This is a genomic window from Glutamicibacter sp. MCAF14, from assembly GCF_052114325.1.
Taxonomy (GTDB): Bacteria; Actinomycetota; Actinomycetes; order Actinomycetales; family Micrococcaceae; genus Glutamicibacter; species Glutamicibacter arilaitensis.
The window spans coordinates 237,014-251,510 of sequence record NZ_JBFREO010000001.1 but is presented as its reverse complement, the minus strand read 5'-3'; the positions used below and the strand labels follow the sequence as shown (position 1 = coordinate 251,510).

The following is a 14,497-nucleotide window of genomic DNA, read 5'->3' as shown; positions in this document are numbered from 1 at the left end:
TCCGCCATGGCTTGGGGATTAATCAGGGAAATGGGCCATGTGTCCATCCAGACCAATGACATCGAAGGATCCATCTTCGACGCCACGCAGCTGCTCGGCCTGCGCGTCACCGAACGCACCGATAACGAGGTCTACCTCGCAGCGAACTCCGTGCATCACGAGCTGACCTACGTCGAGTCCGATGTCAACGGCATCCACTCCCTGGGCCTGATCGCCCAGAACGGCGACGCGCTGCGCGAGATCCGCAAGCGCGTAGCCAGCGAGAATTTCCGCATCGTCTCCGAAACCCCGGTCTCCGCCGGCGTGCAGGACGGCTTCTCGTTCATCGGCCCCGAAGGCTGGATCTTCGAGGTCTACACCGGCATGCAGCATAACGACCGCGGCCTGCTCTCCTTCGGCCCGGACCGCTACGGCCACATCAACTTCCACCCTCGCGACGTGCGCGGCATGATGGAATTCCTGCGCCGCATCTTCGACTTCCGCCTCTCGGATGTCATCGGCGATGACTTCGCCTACTTCATGCGCTGCAACCCGGACCACCACGGTATCGCGCTGATCAAGGGCCAGGGAACCTTCCACCACCACGCCTGGCAGGTCCAGTCCATCAACGACCTGGCCAAGCTCGGGGATCGGCTGGGAGCTGCCGGACGCGAACTGATCTGGGGACCGGTACGCCACGGCGCCGGCCACAACATCGCCGCCTACTACGTGGAAACCTCCGGAGCGGTCGTAGAGCTCTACACGGATCTGGAACAGATCTACGATGACGAGCGCGAACCGATGATCTGGGGCGAAGACGAGAACTGGTGGAATATGTGGGCCAACCGCCGCACCGACGACTTCCGCACCTACGGCATCCGCACCGTCACCGAACTGAAAACCTTCATCTAGCTTCACCGCTTTCAAGCACTCTCGAAAGGCACCACCACCATGCAGTACGTATCCTTCAAGGCAGCTGACGGCACCGAGACCTGGGGCGTGTCCGTTGACGGCACCGTTTACGACCTGGGTCCCACCGGCAAGAACCTGGCAACCAGCACCCGCAACGCCATCGAAAAGGGCATCTTCGGCACCGACCTGGACCTGGCCGGCGCGCCAACCATCGCCGAGACCGGCATCGACTTCCTGCCCGCAGTCACCAACCCGGGCAAGATCATCTGCATCGGCGTGAACTACCTGGCCCACCAGGAAGAGTCGGGCAAGACCGGGCAGACCGCACCGACCGTCTTCACCCGCTTCGCCGACTCGCAGATGGGCCATCTGGCCCCTGCAGTGAAGCCGACCACCACCACCAAGTTCGACTACGAAGGCGAAATGGCCCTGGTCATCTCCAAGGAAGCCTTCCACGTCGAAAAGGAAGACGCGTGGGAGCACATCGCCGGCTACGCCTGCTACAACGACTTCTCGGTGCGCGATTGGCAGAAGGCAGCCAGCCAGTGGATCCCGGGCAAGAACTTCCCAGGCACCGGCGGCTTCGGCCCCTACCTGGTTCCAGCAGCCGACCTGGGCGACATCACCACCGCGGTGCTGGAAACCCGCGTGAACGGCGAAGTGCGCCAGCAGGCACCGGTTTCCAACCTGGTCTTCGACATCCCGACCCTGATCAACTACGTCACCGGCTTCACCAAGCTGAACCCGGGCGATGTCATCGTCACCGGCACCCCGGGCGGCGTCGGCCTGTTCTACGGCCCAGAAGGCCTGATCAACCACGGCGACGTCGTCGAGGTCGAAATCACCGGTCTGGGCATCCTGCGCAACACCGTAGCTGACGAGGCTTCGCTGCTGGCCGACGCGCAGGCCACCGCCGGCGCCACCGCCTAACGCGCAGCCGCGCACAGTTAATAAAAGAAGCACAAAGGAAGCAGCGGGCAGTGGCACAGTCTCATGAAATCGACGTCTTGGTCATCGGCTCAGGTCCCACCGGCCTGACCGCCGCCAACCTGCTGGCCGACTCCGGCCTGCAGGTGGCACTGATCGAGAAGAACCCGGGCAGCGGCGACGAACCGCGCGCCATCAGCGCCACCGACGAGAGCCTGCGCATCATGGAGCAGCTGGGAATCATGGGGCAGCTAGGCCCGGAAATGCTCATGGACACCGGTGCCCGCTACTTCGGCTTGGGCGGCAAGGTCATTGCCGATGTGCGCCCGGGCAACCCGCGCCTGGGCCAGCCAGGCAAGAGCCAGTTCGACCAGCCGATCCTCGAAGGCCTGCTCTACGAGGCGGCCACCCTGCGGCAGAACCTGGATCTGCACTACAACACCTCGGCCACCGCGATCGAGCAGCACGCCGATCACGTCATCGTGCACGCCACCCGCACCGGAGAGCACACTACCGGGTTCAATGGCGCGAAAACCGGCGACAGCGGGCATGATCCCTACGCCGCCGCATCCGGCGAAGACACCGCACTGGAATTCAAGGCCAAGTGGGTGCTGGCCTGCGATGGCGGCAAGTCCTTCACCCGCCGCGAGCTGGGCATCGGCCTGCAGGGTTCCACCCAGACCGAACGCTGGATCGTGGTGGATCTGCTCGATGTCCCAGGCAACCCGGAACCCTTCGCCTCCTTCCACTGCAACGGGCACCGCCCGGCAGTGGTGGTCCCCGGGGTCAACGGCCGCCGGCGCTACGAATTCATGCTCTTCGACCACGAAGACGGCGAGCAGATGAGCTCGCCCGAATCCATCACCAAGCTCGTTTCTGAATTCCAGGACACCGAGGTGGTCACCATCCGCCGCGCCGCGGTCTACACCGCGCACCAGCGCATCGCCGAACGCTACCGCAAGGGGCGGGTGCTGCTGGCCGGCGACGCCGCGCACCTGATGCCGCCTTTCGCCGGACAAGGGCTGAACGCCGGCATCCGTGATGCCGCGGCCATCGCCTGGCGCCTGGCCGCGGTCATCACCGGCGAGGCCGACGAATCGATCATCGATGACTACGAGGCCGAGCGCCGCCCGCACGCGGCCGCAATGGTCAAGCTCTCCAAGCGCATCGGCGCGGTGGTCATGAACACCAACCCGCTCGTCACCCGCATCCGCGATGCAGTGGTCATCGGCACCCGGATCATCCCGCCGCTGAACCGCTGGCTGACCGGCATGCGCTTCCTCAAGCAGCCGCACTACACCACCGGCACCGTCGCTTCCCCGCTGCCCGGGGTTCCGCATCTGGCCCAGGACTTCGTCGGACGCATGCTTCCGCAGCCCGAGGTGAACGTCAACGGCGCAATTACCAAGCTCGATGACCTGCTCGGCGCAGGTTGGAACACCATTGAGGCGGCTGCCGGGAACCAGCTGGTCTTCACCAACCAGGATGGCGGCACCGTCACCGCCACGGATTCCTCGCGCGTCTTCGATACCGCCACCGGCACCGTTTTGCTGATCCGCCCGGACTACTATGTCGCAGGCATTGCACCATCCAAGGACCGCGACAAGCTGCTCGGGGAACTGAGCGCCAAGGCCACCGTGCTGGCTGGCTTCGGGACGGCAAAGCAAGGAACCCGTGGCTAGGCCGGCCGAAGCAGCGCTATCCGGAATCCGCGAAGCCATCCTCGATGGCGCGTGGATGCCCGGCGAGCGCCTCGCTCCCCCGCCTCTGGCCCAGCGCTTCTCCACCAGCACCACCGTGATCCGCGAGTCGCTGACCCGCCTGTCCGGCGAAGGACTGGTGGCGGCGATCCCCAACCGCGGATTCTTCGTTCCGGAACTGAACTTGCGCCAGCTGCGCGACCAGACCGAGCTGCGTTGCGTCACCGAAGAGCTGGCCGCCACGCTTGCGATCGAGCGCGGCGACCTGGAATGGGAATCGGCGCTGATTGCCGCGCACTACAGGCTGGCCAAGGCGCCGCGTCGCCAGGCCGGGAACCCTGCGCAATTCACCGCGCAATGGGGCAAGGCGCACCGTGACTTCCACCAGCTGCTGCTCGCCCCTTGCGCCTGCCCGCCGATTCTCGATCTGTCGGCCAACCTGGCCAATTCCACCCTGCTCTACCGCCGCTGGGCCGCGGCTTCCGAAGCGGCCACGCATCGGAATGTGGAGGCCGAGCACGGAGGCCTGCTCCAGGCGGCCTTGGATCGCGATGCCCAGCTGCTCGGCGAACGCCTGCGCCAGCATTACGAGGCGTCGGCCCAGGTCATCTTGGATGCCGGGCTGCTGAAGCTGGAGAATTCCTAGCCGCAAGGCCTCGACTGGCACCTATCGCAGGACCACCTAGGAAGTGTTGTGCCATGGCGCCCGAGGAAAAAATTGCAGTCACCGGTTCTACCGGAGCCCTTGGCTCGCTGGTAGCCCATCACCTTGCCGAACTCGGCGTGCCCCAACGGCTTCTGGTCCGCGACACCTCCCGCGCACCCCGGCTGCCTGGCGCTGCCGCCCGATCCTTCGACTACGCCGACCGGACCGCGAGCATCAAGGCATTAGAGGGCATCGAAGTGCTGTTCATGGTTTCCGCCCCGGAGAGCGAGCACCGGATGCAGCTGCACTCCACCTTCATCGATGCCGCGGTGGCGGCCGGCGTCAAGCACGTGGTCTACACCTCCTTCAGCGCCGCGTCCACCGAGGCGGAATTCACCCTGGCTCGCGAGCACTACGCGACCGAAGAGTACCTTCGCGCCTCGCCTGCGCGCTTCACTTTCTTGCGCGACAGCTTCTACCTGGATTTTTTGCCAGATCTGGCTGGCAAGGACAGGGTCATCCGCGGACCCGCCGGAAGAGGGCACTTCGCCCCGGTCGCCAGGGCGGACGTTGCGCGTACTGCGGCAAGAATTCTGGCCACGGCCTCCGAGCATGCCAGCGCAACCTACGAGATGACAGGCCCGCAATCCTTGGACATGTCCGACGTGGCACAGATCCTGGGCACCGCGCGCGGCGAGAACATCACCTTCCTCGATGAAAGCATCGATCAGGCCTATGCTTCGCGCGCCGGCTACGGCGCCCCGCAGTGGCAGCTTGACGCCTGGGTGAGCACCTACACAGCTATCGCCAGCAACGCCATGGCCAAGGTCAGCGACCATATCGAGATCATCACCGGCACTGCGCCGATGTCTTTCCAGGACTATTTGCGCAGGTAGGTTCGTGCCACGCTGAAGGCGGTGCGCTGAACCAGTGCGAGGGCATCGGTCGAAAGCTCCGACAGCGTGGCAGGACCAGGCGCGATGGAGTACGCGGCCAGTATTCCGGATTCCTCAAGCTGCGCATCATCCAGGTCCACCGACCCTGCAATGACAATCACGTCGCAGCCCGGCCCCGAGGCAGCCAGCACCCCGGAAACCACCTTGCCGTCCAGCGACTGCGAATCCAGCCGGCCTTCCCCGGTGAGCACCACGTCGGCACCGTCCAGGATCTCGTGGGCGCCGAGTACTTTGGCGACCAGCTCCCAGCCGGGCACCAGTTCCACGTCGAAGTAGGATCCGAGGCTCAGGGCCAGGCCACCGGCCGCGCCCATGCCGGGCTGCTCGCGCAGCACTCGTCCGGTGGCATCCTCCAGCACCTCGGCCAGCTGGCCCAATGCGCCATCAAGGTGTTCCACCTGCGCTTGGCTGGCGCCCTTTTGCGGGCCGAAGATCGCGGCCGCTCCCTTGGCGCCAAGCAGCGGATTGGTGACATCGCACGCGATCTGCCATTGCACCGTCGCTGCCCGCGGATCCAGCTCGGAAATATCAATGCTGGCCAGGTTCTCCAGCGCCCCGCCGCCAGCAGGCAACTGGTCGCCGTTGGCGTCGACGAATTTCGCGCCGAGCGCGGAGAGCAGGCCGGTGCCGCCGTCGGTGGTGGCCGAACCGCCTAGGCACAAGATGATCTGCGAGACACCGAGGTCCAGGGCGTGCGCTACCAGCGCTCCCAGCCCGTAGGTGGTCGCGTCCAATGGCTGGCGGGCCACGTCGCTGACCTGCGGAAGGCCAGCTGCCTCGGCGGCTTCGACAATGGCGATCTGCTGGTCGGCAGACAGGCCGAGCCGCGAGAGCACCCGGCGGCCCAGCGCGTCGGTGGTCTGGACCTCGATCGCTTCGGTCCCCCAGACGTCGATCAGTGCTTCAAGGGTGCCTTCCCCGCCATCGGCAAAAGGCACCGCGGTAATCTCCACCTCGCATGCACGGCTTGCCGCTCCCTTGGCGAATCCCTCGGCCATTGCGGCGGCGACTTCGCTGGCACGGGCACTGCCCTTGAACGAATCGGGCACGATCGCCACGTTCAAGGCATGGGTAGTTTCTGGCACTGGATTCTGCACTGAAGTCATGTCTCCCAGCTTAGGGAAATTCGCTTCCGGCTCCTATGGTCGAATGACCGCAGTTACGTCGAGGACGCAGGTGAATCTATGTGCAATACGACTGCCCCGCCCGGCAGGCAACCTGTGCCAATACATGAAGAATGCGTAGCCGAACCAAAGGGATGGCACAGAAAGCACCAGTAGCGTTAAAAGCACCTCCTGAAGGTGCGAGTGATGATCGTGAAAGTTCCCGTTGGATATTGCCCAACGGGAACTTTTCTTTAATCTTGCTTGGAGTCGCTGTATTCTTCGATCGCGTTGTTGAAGCGATTCAGGAACTTTGCGAACTGCTCGACTTCTTCATCGTTCCAGTCCCCCATGATGTGCTCCAGCGCGTTGATCGAGATGGCGCGGGCCTCGGCCAGCTTTTCAGATCCCCGAGCAGTCACCATGATTTTCCGGGCCGCATTTCCCTGCGGGTCCACGATGCGTTCCAGAAAGCCATCCTTGATTGCGACGGTGACTTGGCGTTGCAGCGTGGAGCTGTCCAGGCGCAGGGCATGGCTCAGTTCTGCGATGGACATTGGCCCTTGGCTGTCGATGCGGCTCATCAGCAGGTACACGCTGCGATCCAGTCCACCTGCCTGCCGCTGCTGGGCAATGGTGTAGCGGCTGAGCATCATCTGCTCGTATTCGACATCTGCGATGCGGCGCTTCATTCTGGCCTTTCTTTCCGATTGTTTCACCATCATACCTTTGATGTGTATGATGCACATTGTATGTAACTTACATATTATCCTCGGAAGGCCCCGTGTCCCCTACCGCCCCGGCCGGAAAATCCACGCCAGGATTCATCGTCGGCATTCTTGCCACAGCAGGCATCGCCTCCTCGCTGACCCGGACAATGGTGGCGCCACTGATCCCGCAACTCCCCGAAATCTTCAGCACTTCGCCGGTAACACCGCGTGGATCATCACCGCAACGCTGCTCGCGGCGGCTGTGGTCATGCCGATTTCGGGCCGCCTAGGCGACATGTTCGGCAAGCGGCGCGTACTGCTCTCGCTGGCCATTCCCCTGATCCTTGGCGGCCTGATTTGCGCGCTGGCACCGAATGTGACGGTCATGATCATCGGACGCGCCTTGCAAGGGCTTCGGCTCGGGCATGGTCCCGCTGGGCATCGCCATGCTGGGCGACCTGGTCGACAAGGAACGCCTGCCCTCGGCCATTGCAACGGTCTCGGCCACCTTGGGCGTGGGTGGCGCCATCGGCTTGCCGCTCTCGGCGGCCATCATCCAGTTCTCCTCCTGGCGCGTACTGTTCTACATCGGCGCGGGCGTCACCTTGGCAGTAGCCCTGATGATCCTCAAATTCATTCCCGTCGTGGCAAACGACGGCAAGAAGAGCCGCTTCGGCTGGATTGACGCCATCGACTTGGCCATCGGCCTGATCTGCCTGATGCTTGGCGTATCCAACGGATCAACTTGGGGCTGGAATTCTCCCCAGATCCTTGCGCTGCTGATCGGCGCCGTAGCAATTCTGCTGCTTTGGGGCTTCTGGGAACTGCGCACTACCGAACCTCTGGTGGATCTGCGCATTGCCGCCATCCCGCGGGTCCTGTTGACCAACCTCGCTTCGATCTTCGTGGGCTTCGGCATGTACTCCAGCTCGCTGGTCATGCCCCAGATTCTGCAGATGCCTGCCGAAGCCGGCTACGGTCTGGGCCAAAGCGCGCTGGCCGCCGGGCTGTGGATGGCCCCGGCAGGTTTGATGATGTTATTCCTATCTCCGGTGGGCGGACGCTTGACCAGTGCAAGGGGACCGAAGTTCACCCTGATTCTGGGCATTCTCATCATGGCTGCCGGCTACGCACTCGGCCAGATCGGCATGGGCACCACTTGGGGCCTGCTGGTGACCAGCTTGGTCATCAACAGCGGCGTCGCCTTTGCGTATGGCGCCATGCCCACCATCATCATGTCAGCGGTTCCGCGAAGCGGAACCGGTGCGGCCAACGGCTTTAATACCCTGATGCGATCCTTGGGCACCACGACCGGCGCCGCCGTTATCGGCCTGGTCCTTGCCGACTTGACCATCGACTTCCATGGCACCATCTTGCCTTCTGAAGCAGGCTTCCATCTCACATTGTGGCTCGGTGCGGGCATGTGCTTGGTGGCCGCGCTGAGCGCAGGCTGCATTCCTGCACCAGCCAAGGCCAAGCCTGAAGAACTGGAGCAACCGGTGACAACGGCGAATGCGCAATAGCCTGCCCCATGAAGGCGTGCTTGATTAACGAAAGATTCCCGCTGGGCAGCCAGCGGGAATCTTTCGTTATCCGGCATCGGGCTCATCCGCGCCACGGCGCTTACTTGGCCAGATATCCACCGTCCACCGGAAGCGAGGTTCCGGTGACGTAGCTGTTGCGCGGGTCCGCGAAATAGGCAACGGCACCGGCCACGTCTTCGGGCAGCGCCACTCTGCCCAGCGGAATGGCCGAGGAGACGTTGCGCTCGGTTGCCTCGGGGTCCGGTTGCGAGGCCAGCCAGTCCTTGAACATCTGTGTCCTGGTCATGCCTGGGGCTACCGCGTTGACGCGGATATCGTGTTCGGCAAGTTCCACCGCCGCCGCCTTGGTCAGCGCGAGCATCGCACCCTTGCTGGCGCTGTACAGGCTCATCGTGGGAACCCCGATGCTGGCCAGCCGGGAGGTTATGTTGATGATGGACCCGCCGCCGGCCTCGCGCATGGCCCGAGCGGCGGCCTGCAGGCAGTAGATGGCCGCGAAGGTATTGGTCTCGAAGGTCTCGCGGATTTCTTCTTCGGGCGTCTCCAAGATCCAATTGATGTGGTCGATGGCCGCATTGTTGACCAGCACGTCCAATCTGCCTGCCTGTTCGACAACCGCGTCGACCAGGCGCTGCGGCTCCCCGGACTGAGTGAGGTCGGCTCGGATGAAACAGCCGTTCTCCCCGAGTCCGGCTGCCACCTCGGCACCGCGTTCGGTGTTCCGTCCGCTGATCACGACGTAGAACCCGTCTTGTATCAGGCGCCGGGCAATCGCGATCCCGATTCCCGAGGTGGCGCCGGTTACCAGAGCCACCTGCTGCTTCAATTCCATCGTTGCTTCTCCTTTTTGAATCCGTGTAGTGCCTGCAGTTCGATCAGCTCAGCGCTTGCTGCGGCCGATCAGGGCTTCCCCGCGCTCGCGGCGCAGCTGGTCATCGCTGCCCGGAATCACATTGCCGCGCAAAGACCGTCCGGCGGTTTCGCGGAAGGTCCACACCGAGACCAGCCCGATGATGCCCGCTCCCATCAGGTACCACCCCGGGGTCAGCTCGTTTCCGGTAGCTGAGATGATGGCTTCATTGGCCACCGCCGCGGTTCCGCCGAAGACCGCGGTGGACAGGTTGTACCCGATCGCGAATCCCGAGTACCGCACCGAAGTCGGGAACAGCGCGGGCAGGGTGGAGGAAATCGTGGAAAGCAAGACCACCAGCAGCAGCCCCAGGGTGCCGATCCCGGCGATCTGGCCCCAGAGCCCTCCCGATTGCATCAGCTGCACGGCCGGAACCGAGAGCAGCACGAAGCCGAGGCTGGAAGCCAGGAGCAGCGGCTTTCGACCGATCCTGTCGCTCAGCGCTCCCAGCGGGACAATCAACGCGATCATGATCAGCTGGATGAGCACCAGCGTCAGGTTGGCCTGGGTAGCGTCATGGCCCAGGGTGGCCGTCAGGTAGCTGGGCATGTAGGTCAGCACCAGGTAGAACGCCACATTGACCAGCACGATGAAACCGAAGAGCTTGAGCAATTGCCCCGGATACTGGACCAGCAGCGAGCGCAGGGCCTGCGGAGCGGACTGCACTGCGGTGTCCTTTGCCGAGTCGTCGGTGAACGTCTCGGATTCCTGCAGGTGCCGCCGCATCCACAGGGCAATGCCGCCCAGCACCAGGGTCAGCGCGAAGGGCAGCCGCCACCAGCCGGCCATCATGCCTTCCTCGCCCACCGCCATGGTCAGCACGGTGCACAGGATCGCTGCCGCGCTGAAGCCGGCCAGTGTGCCGAATTCCAGGAACGAGCCGTACTTGCCGCGCTTGTTATCCGGCGCATGCTCGCTCATGAACACCGCCGCACCGGCGTATTCACCCCCGGCGGAGAAGCCCTGGATCATGCGCAGCAGCACCAACAGCACCGGCGCCAGGTAGCCGGCCTGCTCGAAGGTCGGAAGCACCGCGATGCACGCGGTGGACACGCTGATCATCACGATGGTGAAGATCAGGATGGTGCGTCGGCCGATCCGGTCCCCGAGCGGGCCGAGCACCATGCCGCCCAGCGGACGCACGAGGAACGAGATCGCGAACGTGGAGAACGCCAGGATCCGCGGCATCGCCCCGTCGTTGGCGCCGAAGGTGAAGAACAGCTGGGAAATGTAGACGATCAGGTATCCGTAGATTCCGTAGTCGAACCACTCGATGGCATTGCCGATGGCCGAGCCGGCCACCGATTTGCGGGCCTGCTTCTTCTCGTCCGCAGTGAAGTCCGCTTCGCAGCGGATCGCGGGCAGTTGTGCGTGGGTGGTCATTGTCTGGTCCTTAGCTCTGGAACTGTTCGTTCTGGCGCAACGCGATCAGCGCATAGGCGCAGGCTGCGGTGTGCAGATCGGTGATGGACACGCTTTCATTGGGTTGATGGGCCTGCGTGTTGATTTCGCCGGGCCCCAGCACCACGGTGGGCACGTTGTGATGCCTGGCGATGAAGCCTCCCTCGCAGGAGGCCGTCCAGATGCCGTGCTCGCCGGCAGCCCCGGCATCTTGCAGCGCCGTGCGGATCCGGCCCACCAGCGGCGCTTCGGGGTCGGTGAGGAATCCGGGCATGAACATCTGCACCGAACCGCGCAATTCCAGTCTGCCGGCATCGATGGCCGACGCGGCCTGGAACTGCTCGCGGGCTTGGGCCAGCAGGTTCTCGAGCACCTGTTGCGGGTCTTCTCCGGGCAGCAACCGGCGGTCGATGCCCAGCTGCGCGGCATCCGGGACGATGGAAGTCCCGTGTCCTGCGTGCAGGGTTCCCACATTCCAGGTGGCCGGCCCGAGCACCGGGTGCGGCTGCGCCGCGAGCCGCTGCTTGTCCTGGCCGATCAGAGCTACCAGCGACGCGGCGGCCTCGATGGCGCTGGCGCCGTCGGAGGGGCGTCCGGCATGGGCACTGGCTCCGCTGATCCGCACCTCGAGGTTGGCCGCGGCCCGGCAGCCGATGATGGCCACCAGATCGGTTGGCTCCGCGACGATGCACGCGGAATACGGCGTGCCCGCTGCGGTGCTGACATAGTGCTCGACTCCGAGTGCATCGGCTTCCTCGTCCACCGTGCACAGCAGGGTCATCGGGATCTGCGGTGCCAGACGGTTCACGGCGGCCATTGCTGCGATGACTGCAGCCAGGCCGCCCTTCATGTCGGTGGCACCGCGGCCAATTATCCGGTCCCCTTCGCGCCGGGCGGCGAAAGGATCAGCATCCCAGCCTTGGCCCGCTGGGACCACGTCACTGTGGCCCAGGAAGAGCAATCCGCCCCCGGCGTTGCCGCCTCCCAAGTGCGCTACCAGGTTGGGCCGGCCCGGTGCCACCTGCTGCAGGTGCACCGAAGCGCCCAGGCGTCCAAGCATCCGCTGCAGCAGCAGCACGGTCCCCTCCTCGGTACTCCCCGGATTCTCGCTGGGCGCCGCGATCAGTTCCGCGCACATTCCGGCCACTTGGTCGCGGTCGATCAGTGCCAGCACCGATTGCTCCAGCTTGCTGGTCCCGGCCATCACCGGGCTCATGCCGCCGCACCGCGCTGGAGCATCGCTTCCAACGCATCGTGCAGGCGCTGCACGCCCTGCTCGATCCGCGCCGGGGTGGAGGTGGCGAAGCACAGGCGCAGCGCGTCGGTGAATGCCCCGGAGTCGGCGAAGGCCGGTCCCGGGATGTAGGCGACCCCGTATTCCAGGGCCACCGGGAAGAGCTCTTCGGTGTTGATCTGCGCGTAGCGTCCCTTAAGCGTCAGCCACAGGAAGAAGCCGCCTTCCGGATCTGTGGTCTCGACTTGGTCGCCGAAGCTATGCCGCAGCGCGCGGACCATGGCCTGCTTGCGCTCGGCGTAGACGCCGCGCAGCGTCTGAAGGTGGCTTTCCAGCCGGCCCTGGGCCAGGTAGTCGGCCACCAGCTGCTGCAGCGGTGCATTGGTGCAGGTGTCCATGGACTGCTTGGCGCTGATCGCCAGGGCGCGCAGCGCCGGATCCAGTTCCATCCAGCCCACGCGCAGCCCCGGGGCGAGCACCTTGGAGAAAGTGCGCACCGAGACGATGCGCGGATTATCCGGGCTCAGCTCGTCGAAGCCGGGCACATGCTCGCCGGCGAAGCGCAGGGCGCCGTAGGGATCGTCGTCGATGATGAAGGCATCCCACTGCTCGGCCAGCTCGATCAACCGCTGCCGGCGGGCTTGGCCCATGGTGCGCCCGGAGGGGTTCTGGAAGTTCGGGATCACGTAGATGACCTTCGGCGTCTTCCCGGTGGCGGCTACCAATTCGGGCAGCGCCTCGACCACCAGCCCGTTATCGTCCACCGGGGCTTCAAGGATTTGCCCCTGGTAGCTGAGCGCCGTGGCGATGCCGTTGGTGTAGGTCGGCGATTCGACGATCACCAGGTCTCCGGGGTCCACCATGAGCTTGAAGGCGATATCCAGCCCCTGCATGCCGCCGGTGGTGACCAGGATCCGCGCCGGGTCCACCTGCCGCGACTGGGTGGCCTGGAAGGCCACGATCTGCTCGATCAGCTGCGGGTTTCCCTCGGTAGCCGCGTAGTCGTAGCGGCCTTCGGCCGGCTGCCCGTAGAGTTCGGCGAGCTCGGCTTCCGGAATCAGTTCCGCATTCGGCGCGCCCATCGCAAAGCGCACGATGTCGTGGCTCTGGCTGGCCAGCAGCGAGGTCGAGGAATCGATCACCGAGCCCTTAAGCTGGCTGGCTCGGGCGGCAAGACGCGTGGACATCGGTGCGAGGAAGGATTGGGTAGTCATCTGAAGCGCTCCTTGGGTTAATTATGGTCAGTTCGCGGGGCAGGTCGGCCAGGAATTCCAGTCCATTGGCCGCCACCCTGATCGGTTCGGAGACCTCGAAGCCGAAGCCGTCGAGCCACATGCCCGCGATCAGGTGGAAAGTCATATTCTCTTGCAGCAAGGTGTGTTCACCTGCACGAAAGCTGATCGTGCGCTCGCCCCAGTCTGGAGGGAAACCGATGCCTACCGAATAGCCCAGCCGGGATTCCTTTTCGAACCCGCGGGCGTTGATCACTTTCGTGAAAGCGCCGGTGACTTCGTCGGGAGTCGCTCCGGGGCGGACCTGCTCGAAGGCCGCCTCAATGCCTTCGATAGTCGCCGCGGCCACCCGCTGCAGTGCGGTACTCGGTTTACCCAGCACCGCGGTGCGGGCAATCGGCGCATGGTAGCGCCGGTGCGCCCCGGCCAGCTCGATGGAGATCGGGGCGTCGGCCGGCATCGGATCCGCGTTCCAGGTCAGATGCGGGGTATCCGCCCCGGCTCCGGTGGGCAGCATCGGCACGATCGAGGGGTAGTCCCCGGCATAGCCGGTCACGCCCCGGGCCTGGGCCGCCATGATCTCGGCGGCCACATGGTTCTGCGGGCGTCCCGGAGCCAGTGCACCCAGCGCGGTGCGCATGGACTGCGAGGCGACTTGGCCGGCAATGCGCATCAGCTCGATCTCGTACGGGGATTTGACCAGCCGCACCCAATTGACAAGTTCGCGTGATTCGCGCATCTGCCACCGGACCAGGGTACCGACCAGCGCCTGGTACATGCGGACCGAGAAGAAGTGCGAATCCCCCTCGTAGCCCACCGTGCGCTCATCGCCATAGCCCAGATCCCGCAGATGCCGGGCCACCCAGTCCCCGGGGTGGGCCTCAGGCTGGTGCACCAGTTCCTCGGGATAGCCGAAGATCCGCTGCGGGTCGATCCCGAGTGCGGTTCGGTGCGCCCCGTGGGCATCCATTTGGCGCATGTAGAGCAGTGGCTGGCCTTCCATCGGCAGGACCATTACCTGGGCGGTGTAAAAGGACCAGGCGTTATAGCCGGTCAGGTAGTACAGGTTCGCGGGATCGGTGATCAGCAGCAGTTCAAGGCCCTGTTCGGCCATGCGCTGCCTGACACGTTGCTGCCGGGTTGCGAACTCGGCGATTTCCAGGCTGTCGATGCCTGCTGGGGGCTGGACCATTTCGGGCTGCGTGCTCCTTGCGAATCAATGGAATTTTTCTTGTGATCTACA

At 64.6% G+C, this 14,497-nt stretch carries 13 protein-coding genes and 1 pseudogene; 7 read left to right on the top strand and 7 right to left on the bottom strand.

Features of this window, described 5'->3' with window-relative positions; genetic code table 11:
* The first annotated feature begins 6 nt into the window (after positions 1 to 6).
* Genes AB4Y71_RS01185 through AB4Y71_RS01165 form a run of 5 tightly spaced genes read left to right on the top strand, consistent with a single transcriptional unit; the run spans position 7 to position 5,060 of the window.
* Complete coding sequence (locus tag AB4Y71_RS01185) at positions 7 to 891, top strand: VOC family protein (RefSeq protein ID WP_441717336.1); 885 nt, start codon at positions 7 to 9, stop codon at positions 889 to 891.
* Between the two features lie 39 nt (positions 892 to 930).
* Complete coding sequence (locus AB4Y71_RS01180) at positions 931 to 1,821, top strand: fumarylacetoacetate hydrolase family protein (RefSeq protein ID WP_441717334.1); 891 nt, start codon at positions 931 to 933, stop codon at positions 1,819 to 1,821.
* Between the two features lie 50 nt (positions 1,822 to 1,871).
* The gene (locus AB4Y71_RS01175; RefSeq protein WP_441717332.1) at positions 1,872 to 3,500 is read left to right on the top strand and encodes an FAD-dependent monooxygenase; all 1,629 of its coding nucleotides are present in this window, start codon (positions 1,872 to 1,874) and stop codon (positions 3,498 to 3,500) included.
* On the top strand, positions 3,493 to 4,164 hold the full coding sequence (locus AB4Y71_RS01170; protein WP_441717330.1) for a GntR family transcriptional regulator: 672 nt from the start codon (positions 3,493 to 3,495) through the stop codon (positions 4,162 to 4,164). Before AB4Y71_RS01175 ends, AB4Y71_RS01170 begins: the two co-directional genes overlap by 8 nt.
* A 53-nt stretch (positions 4,165 to 4,217) precedes the next feature.
* Entirely contained in the window at positions 4,218 to 5,060 is an 843-nt protein-coding gene (locus AB4Y71_RS01165) for an SDR family oxidoreductase (RefSeq protein ID WP_441717328.1), read from the top strand.
* Here AB4Y71_RS01165 and AB4Y71_RS01160 read toward each other — a convergent pair.
* Together AB4Y71_RS01160 and AB4Y71_RS01155 are read right to left on the bottom strand one after the other, a co-directional pair.
* The gene (locus AB4Y71_RS01160; RefSeq protein WP_441717326.1) at positions 5,045 to 6,226 is read right to left on the bottom strand and encodes a glycerate kinase; all 1,182 of its coding nucleotides are present in this window, start codon (positions 6,224 to 6,226) and stop codon (positions 5,045 to 5,047) included. The genes AB4Y71_RS01165 and AB4Y71_RS01160 overlap by 16 nt on opposite strands.
* 251 nt (positions 6,227 to 6,477) lie before the next feature.
* Positions 6,478 to 6,915, bottom strand: a complete 438-nt coding sequence (locus AB4Y71_RS01155) for a MarR family winged helix-turn-helix transcriptional regulator (protein WP_441717324.1) — start codon at positions 6,913 to 6,915, stop codon at positions 6,478 to 6,480.
* On the opposite strand from AB4Y71_RS01155, the pseudogene AB4Y71_RS01150 reads away from it, so the two are divergent.
* Together AB4Y71_RS01150 and AB4Y71_RS01145 are read left to right on the top strand one after the other, a co-directional pair.
* Positions 6,902 to 7,297, top strand: a pseudogene (locus AB4Y71_RS01150) (hypothetical protein); the annotation flags it as partial. The gene AB4Y71_RS01155 and the pseudogene AB4Y71_RS01150 overlap by 14 nt on opposite strands.
* Positions 7,298 to 7,358: 61 nt before the next feature.
* Complete coding sequence (locus AB4Y71_RS01145) at positions 7,359 to 8,456, top strand: MFS transporter (RefSeq protein ID WP_441717322.1); 1,098 nt, start codon at positions 7,359 to 7,361, stop codon at positions 8,454 to 8,456.
* Between the two features lie 100 nt (positions 8,457 to 8,556).
* Here AB4Y71_RS01145 and AB4Y71_RS01140 read toward each other — a convergent pair whose 3' ends face one another.
* From AB4Y71_RS01140 to AB4Y71_RS01120, 5 genes are read right to left on the bottom strand one after another with little or no spacing between them, the layout of a single operon-like run.
* On the bottom strand, positions 8,557 to 9,309 hold the full coding sequence (locus AB4Y71_RS01140; protein ID WP_417365507.1) for an SDR family NAD(P)-dependent oxidoreductase: 753 nt from the start codon (positions 9,307 to 9,309) through the stop codon (positions 8,557 to 8,559).
* A gap of 48 nt (positions 9,310 to 9,357) precedes the next feature.
* Positions 9,358 to 10,770, bottom strand: coding sequence for an MFS transporter (locus AB4Y71_RS01135; protein WP_417365505.1), 1,413 nt, complete (start codon positions 10,768 to 10,770; stop codon positions 9,358 to 9,360).
* A gap of 10 nt (positions 10,771 to 10,780) precedes the next feature.
* Positions 10,781 to 12,004 (bottom strand): M20 family metallopeptidase, encoded by a 1,224-nt coding sequence (locus AB4Y71_RS01130; protein WP_417365503.1) that lies wholly within the window; start codon positions 12,002 to 12,004, stop codon positions 10,781 to 10,783.
* A complete protein-coding gene (locus AB4Y71_RS01125) occupies positions 12,001 to 13,236 on the bottom strand; it encodes an aminotransferase-like domain-containing protein (RefSeq protein ID WP_441717319.1) in 1,236 nt (411 codons plus the stop codon). Before AB4Y71_RS01125 ends, AB4Y71_RS01130 begins: the two co-directional genes overlap by 4 nt.
* Positions 13,172 to 14,446, bottom strand: a complete 1,275-nt coding sequence (locus AB4Y71_RS01120; protein ID WP_441717317.1) for a M24 family metallopeptidase — start codon at positions 14,444 to 14,446, stop codon at positions 13,172 to 13,174. The genes AB4Y71_RS01125 and AB4Y71_RS01120 overlap by 65 nt, the downstream gene beginning before the upstream one ends.
* Positions 14,447 to 14,497 lie beyond the last annotated feature (51 nt).

Coding starts and splice junctions, on each gene's coding strand:
- AB4Y71_RS01185 (WP_441717336.1), top strand. CDS start 7: ATGGCTTGGGGATTAATCAGGGAAATGGGCCATGTGTCCATCCAGACC.
- AB4Y71_RS01180 (WP_441717334.1), top strand. CDS start 931: ATGCAGTACGTATCCTTCAAGGCAGCTGACGGCACCGAGACCTGGGGC.
- AB4Y71_RS01165 (WP_441717328.1), top strand. CDS start 4,218: ATGGCGCCCGAGGAAAAAATTGCAGTCACCGGTTCTACCGGAGCCCTT.
- AB4Y71_RS01160 (WP_441717326.1), bottom strand. CDS start 6,226: ATGACTTCAGTGCAGAATCCAGTGCCAGAAACTACCCATGCCTTGAAC.
- AB4Y71_RS01155 (WP_441717324.1), bottom strand. CDS start 6,915: ATGAAGCGCCGCATCGCAGATGTCGAATACGAGCAGATGATGCTCAGC.
- AB4Y71_RS01145 (WP_441717322.1), top strand. CDS start 7,359: ATGGTCCCGCTGGGCATCGCCATGCTGGGCGACCTGGTCGACAAGGAA.
- AB4Y71_RS01140 (WP_417365507.1), bottom strand. CDS start 9,309: ATGGAATTGAAGCAGCAGGTGGCTCTGGTAACCGGCGCCACCTCGGGA.
- AB4Y71_RS01135 (WP_417365505.1), bottom strand. CDS start 10,770: ATGACCACCCACGCACAACTGCCCGCGATCCGCTGCGAAGCGGACTTC.
- AB4Y71_RS01130 (WP_417365503.1), bottom strand. CDS start 12,004: ATGAGCCCGGTGATGGCCGGGACCAGCAAGCTGGAGCAATCGGTGCTG.
- AB4Y71_RS01125 (WP_441717319.1), bottom strand. CDS start 13,236: ATGACTACCCAATCCTTCCTCGCACCGATGTCCACGCGTCTTGCCGCC.
- AB4Y71_RS01120 (WP_441717317.1), bottom strand. CDS start 14,446: ATGGTCCAGCCCCCAGCAGGCATCGACAGCCTGGAAATCGCCGAGTTC.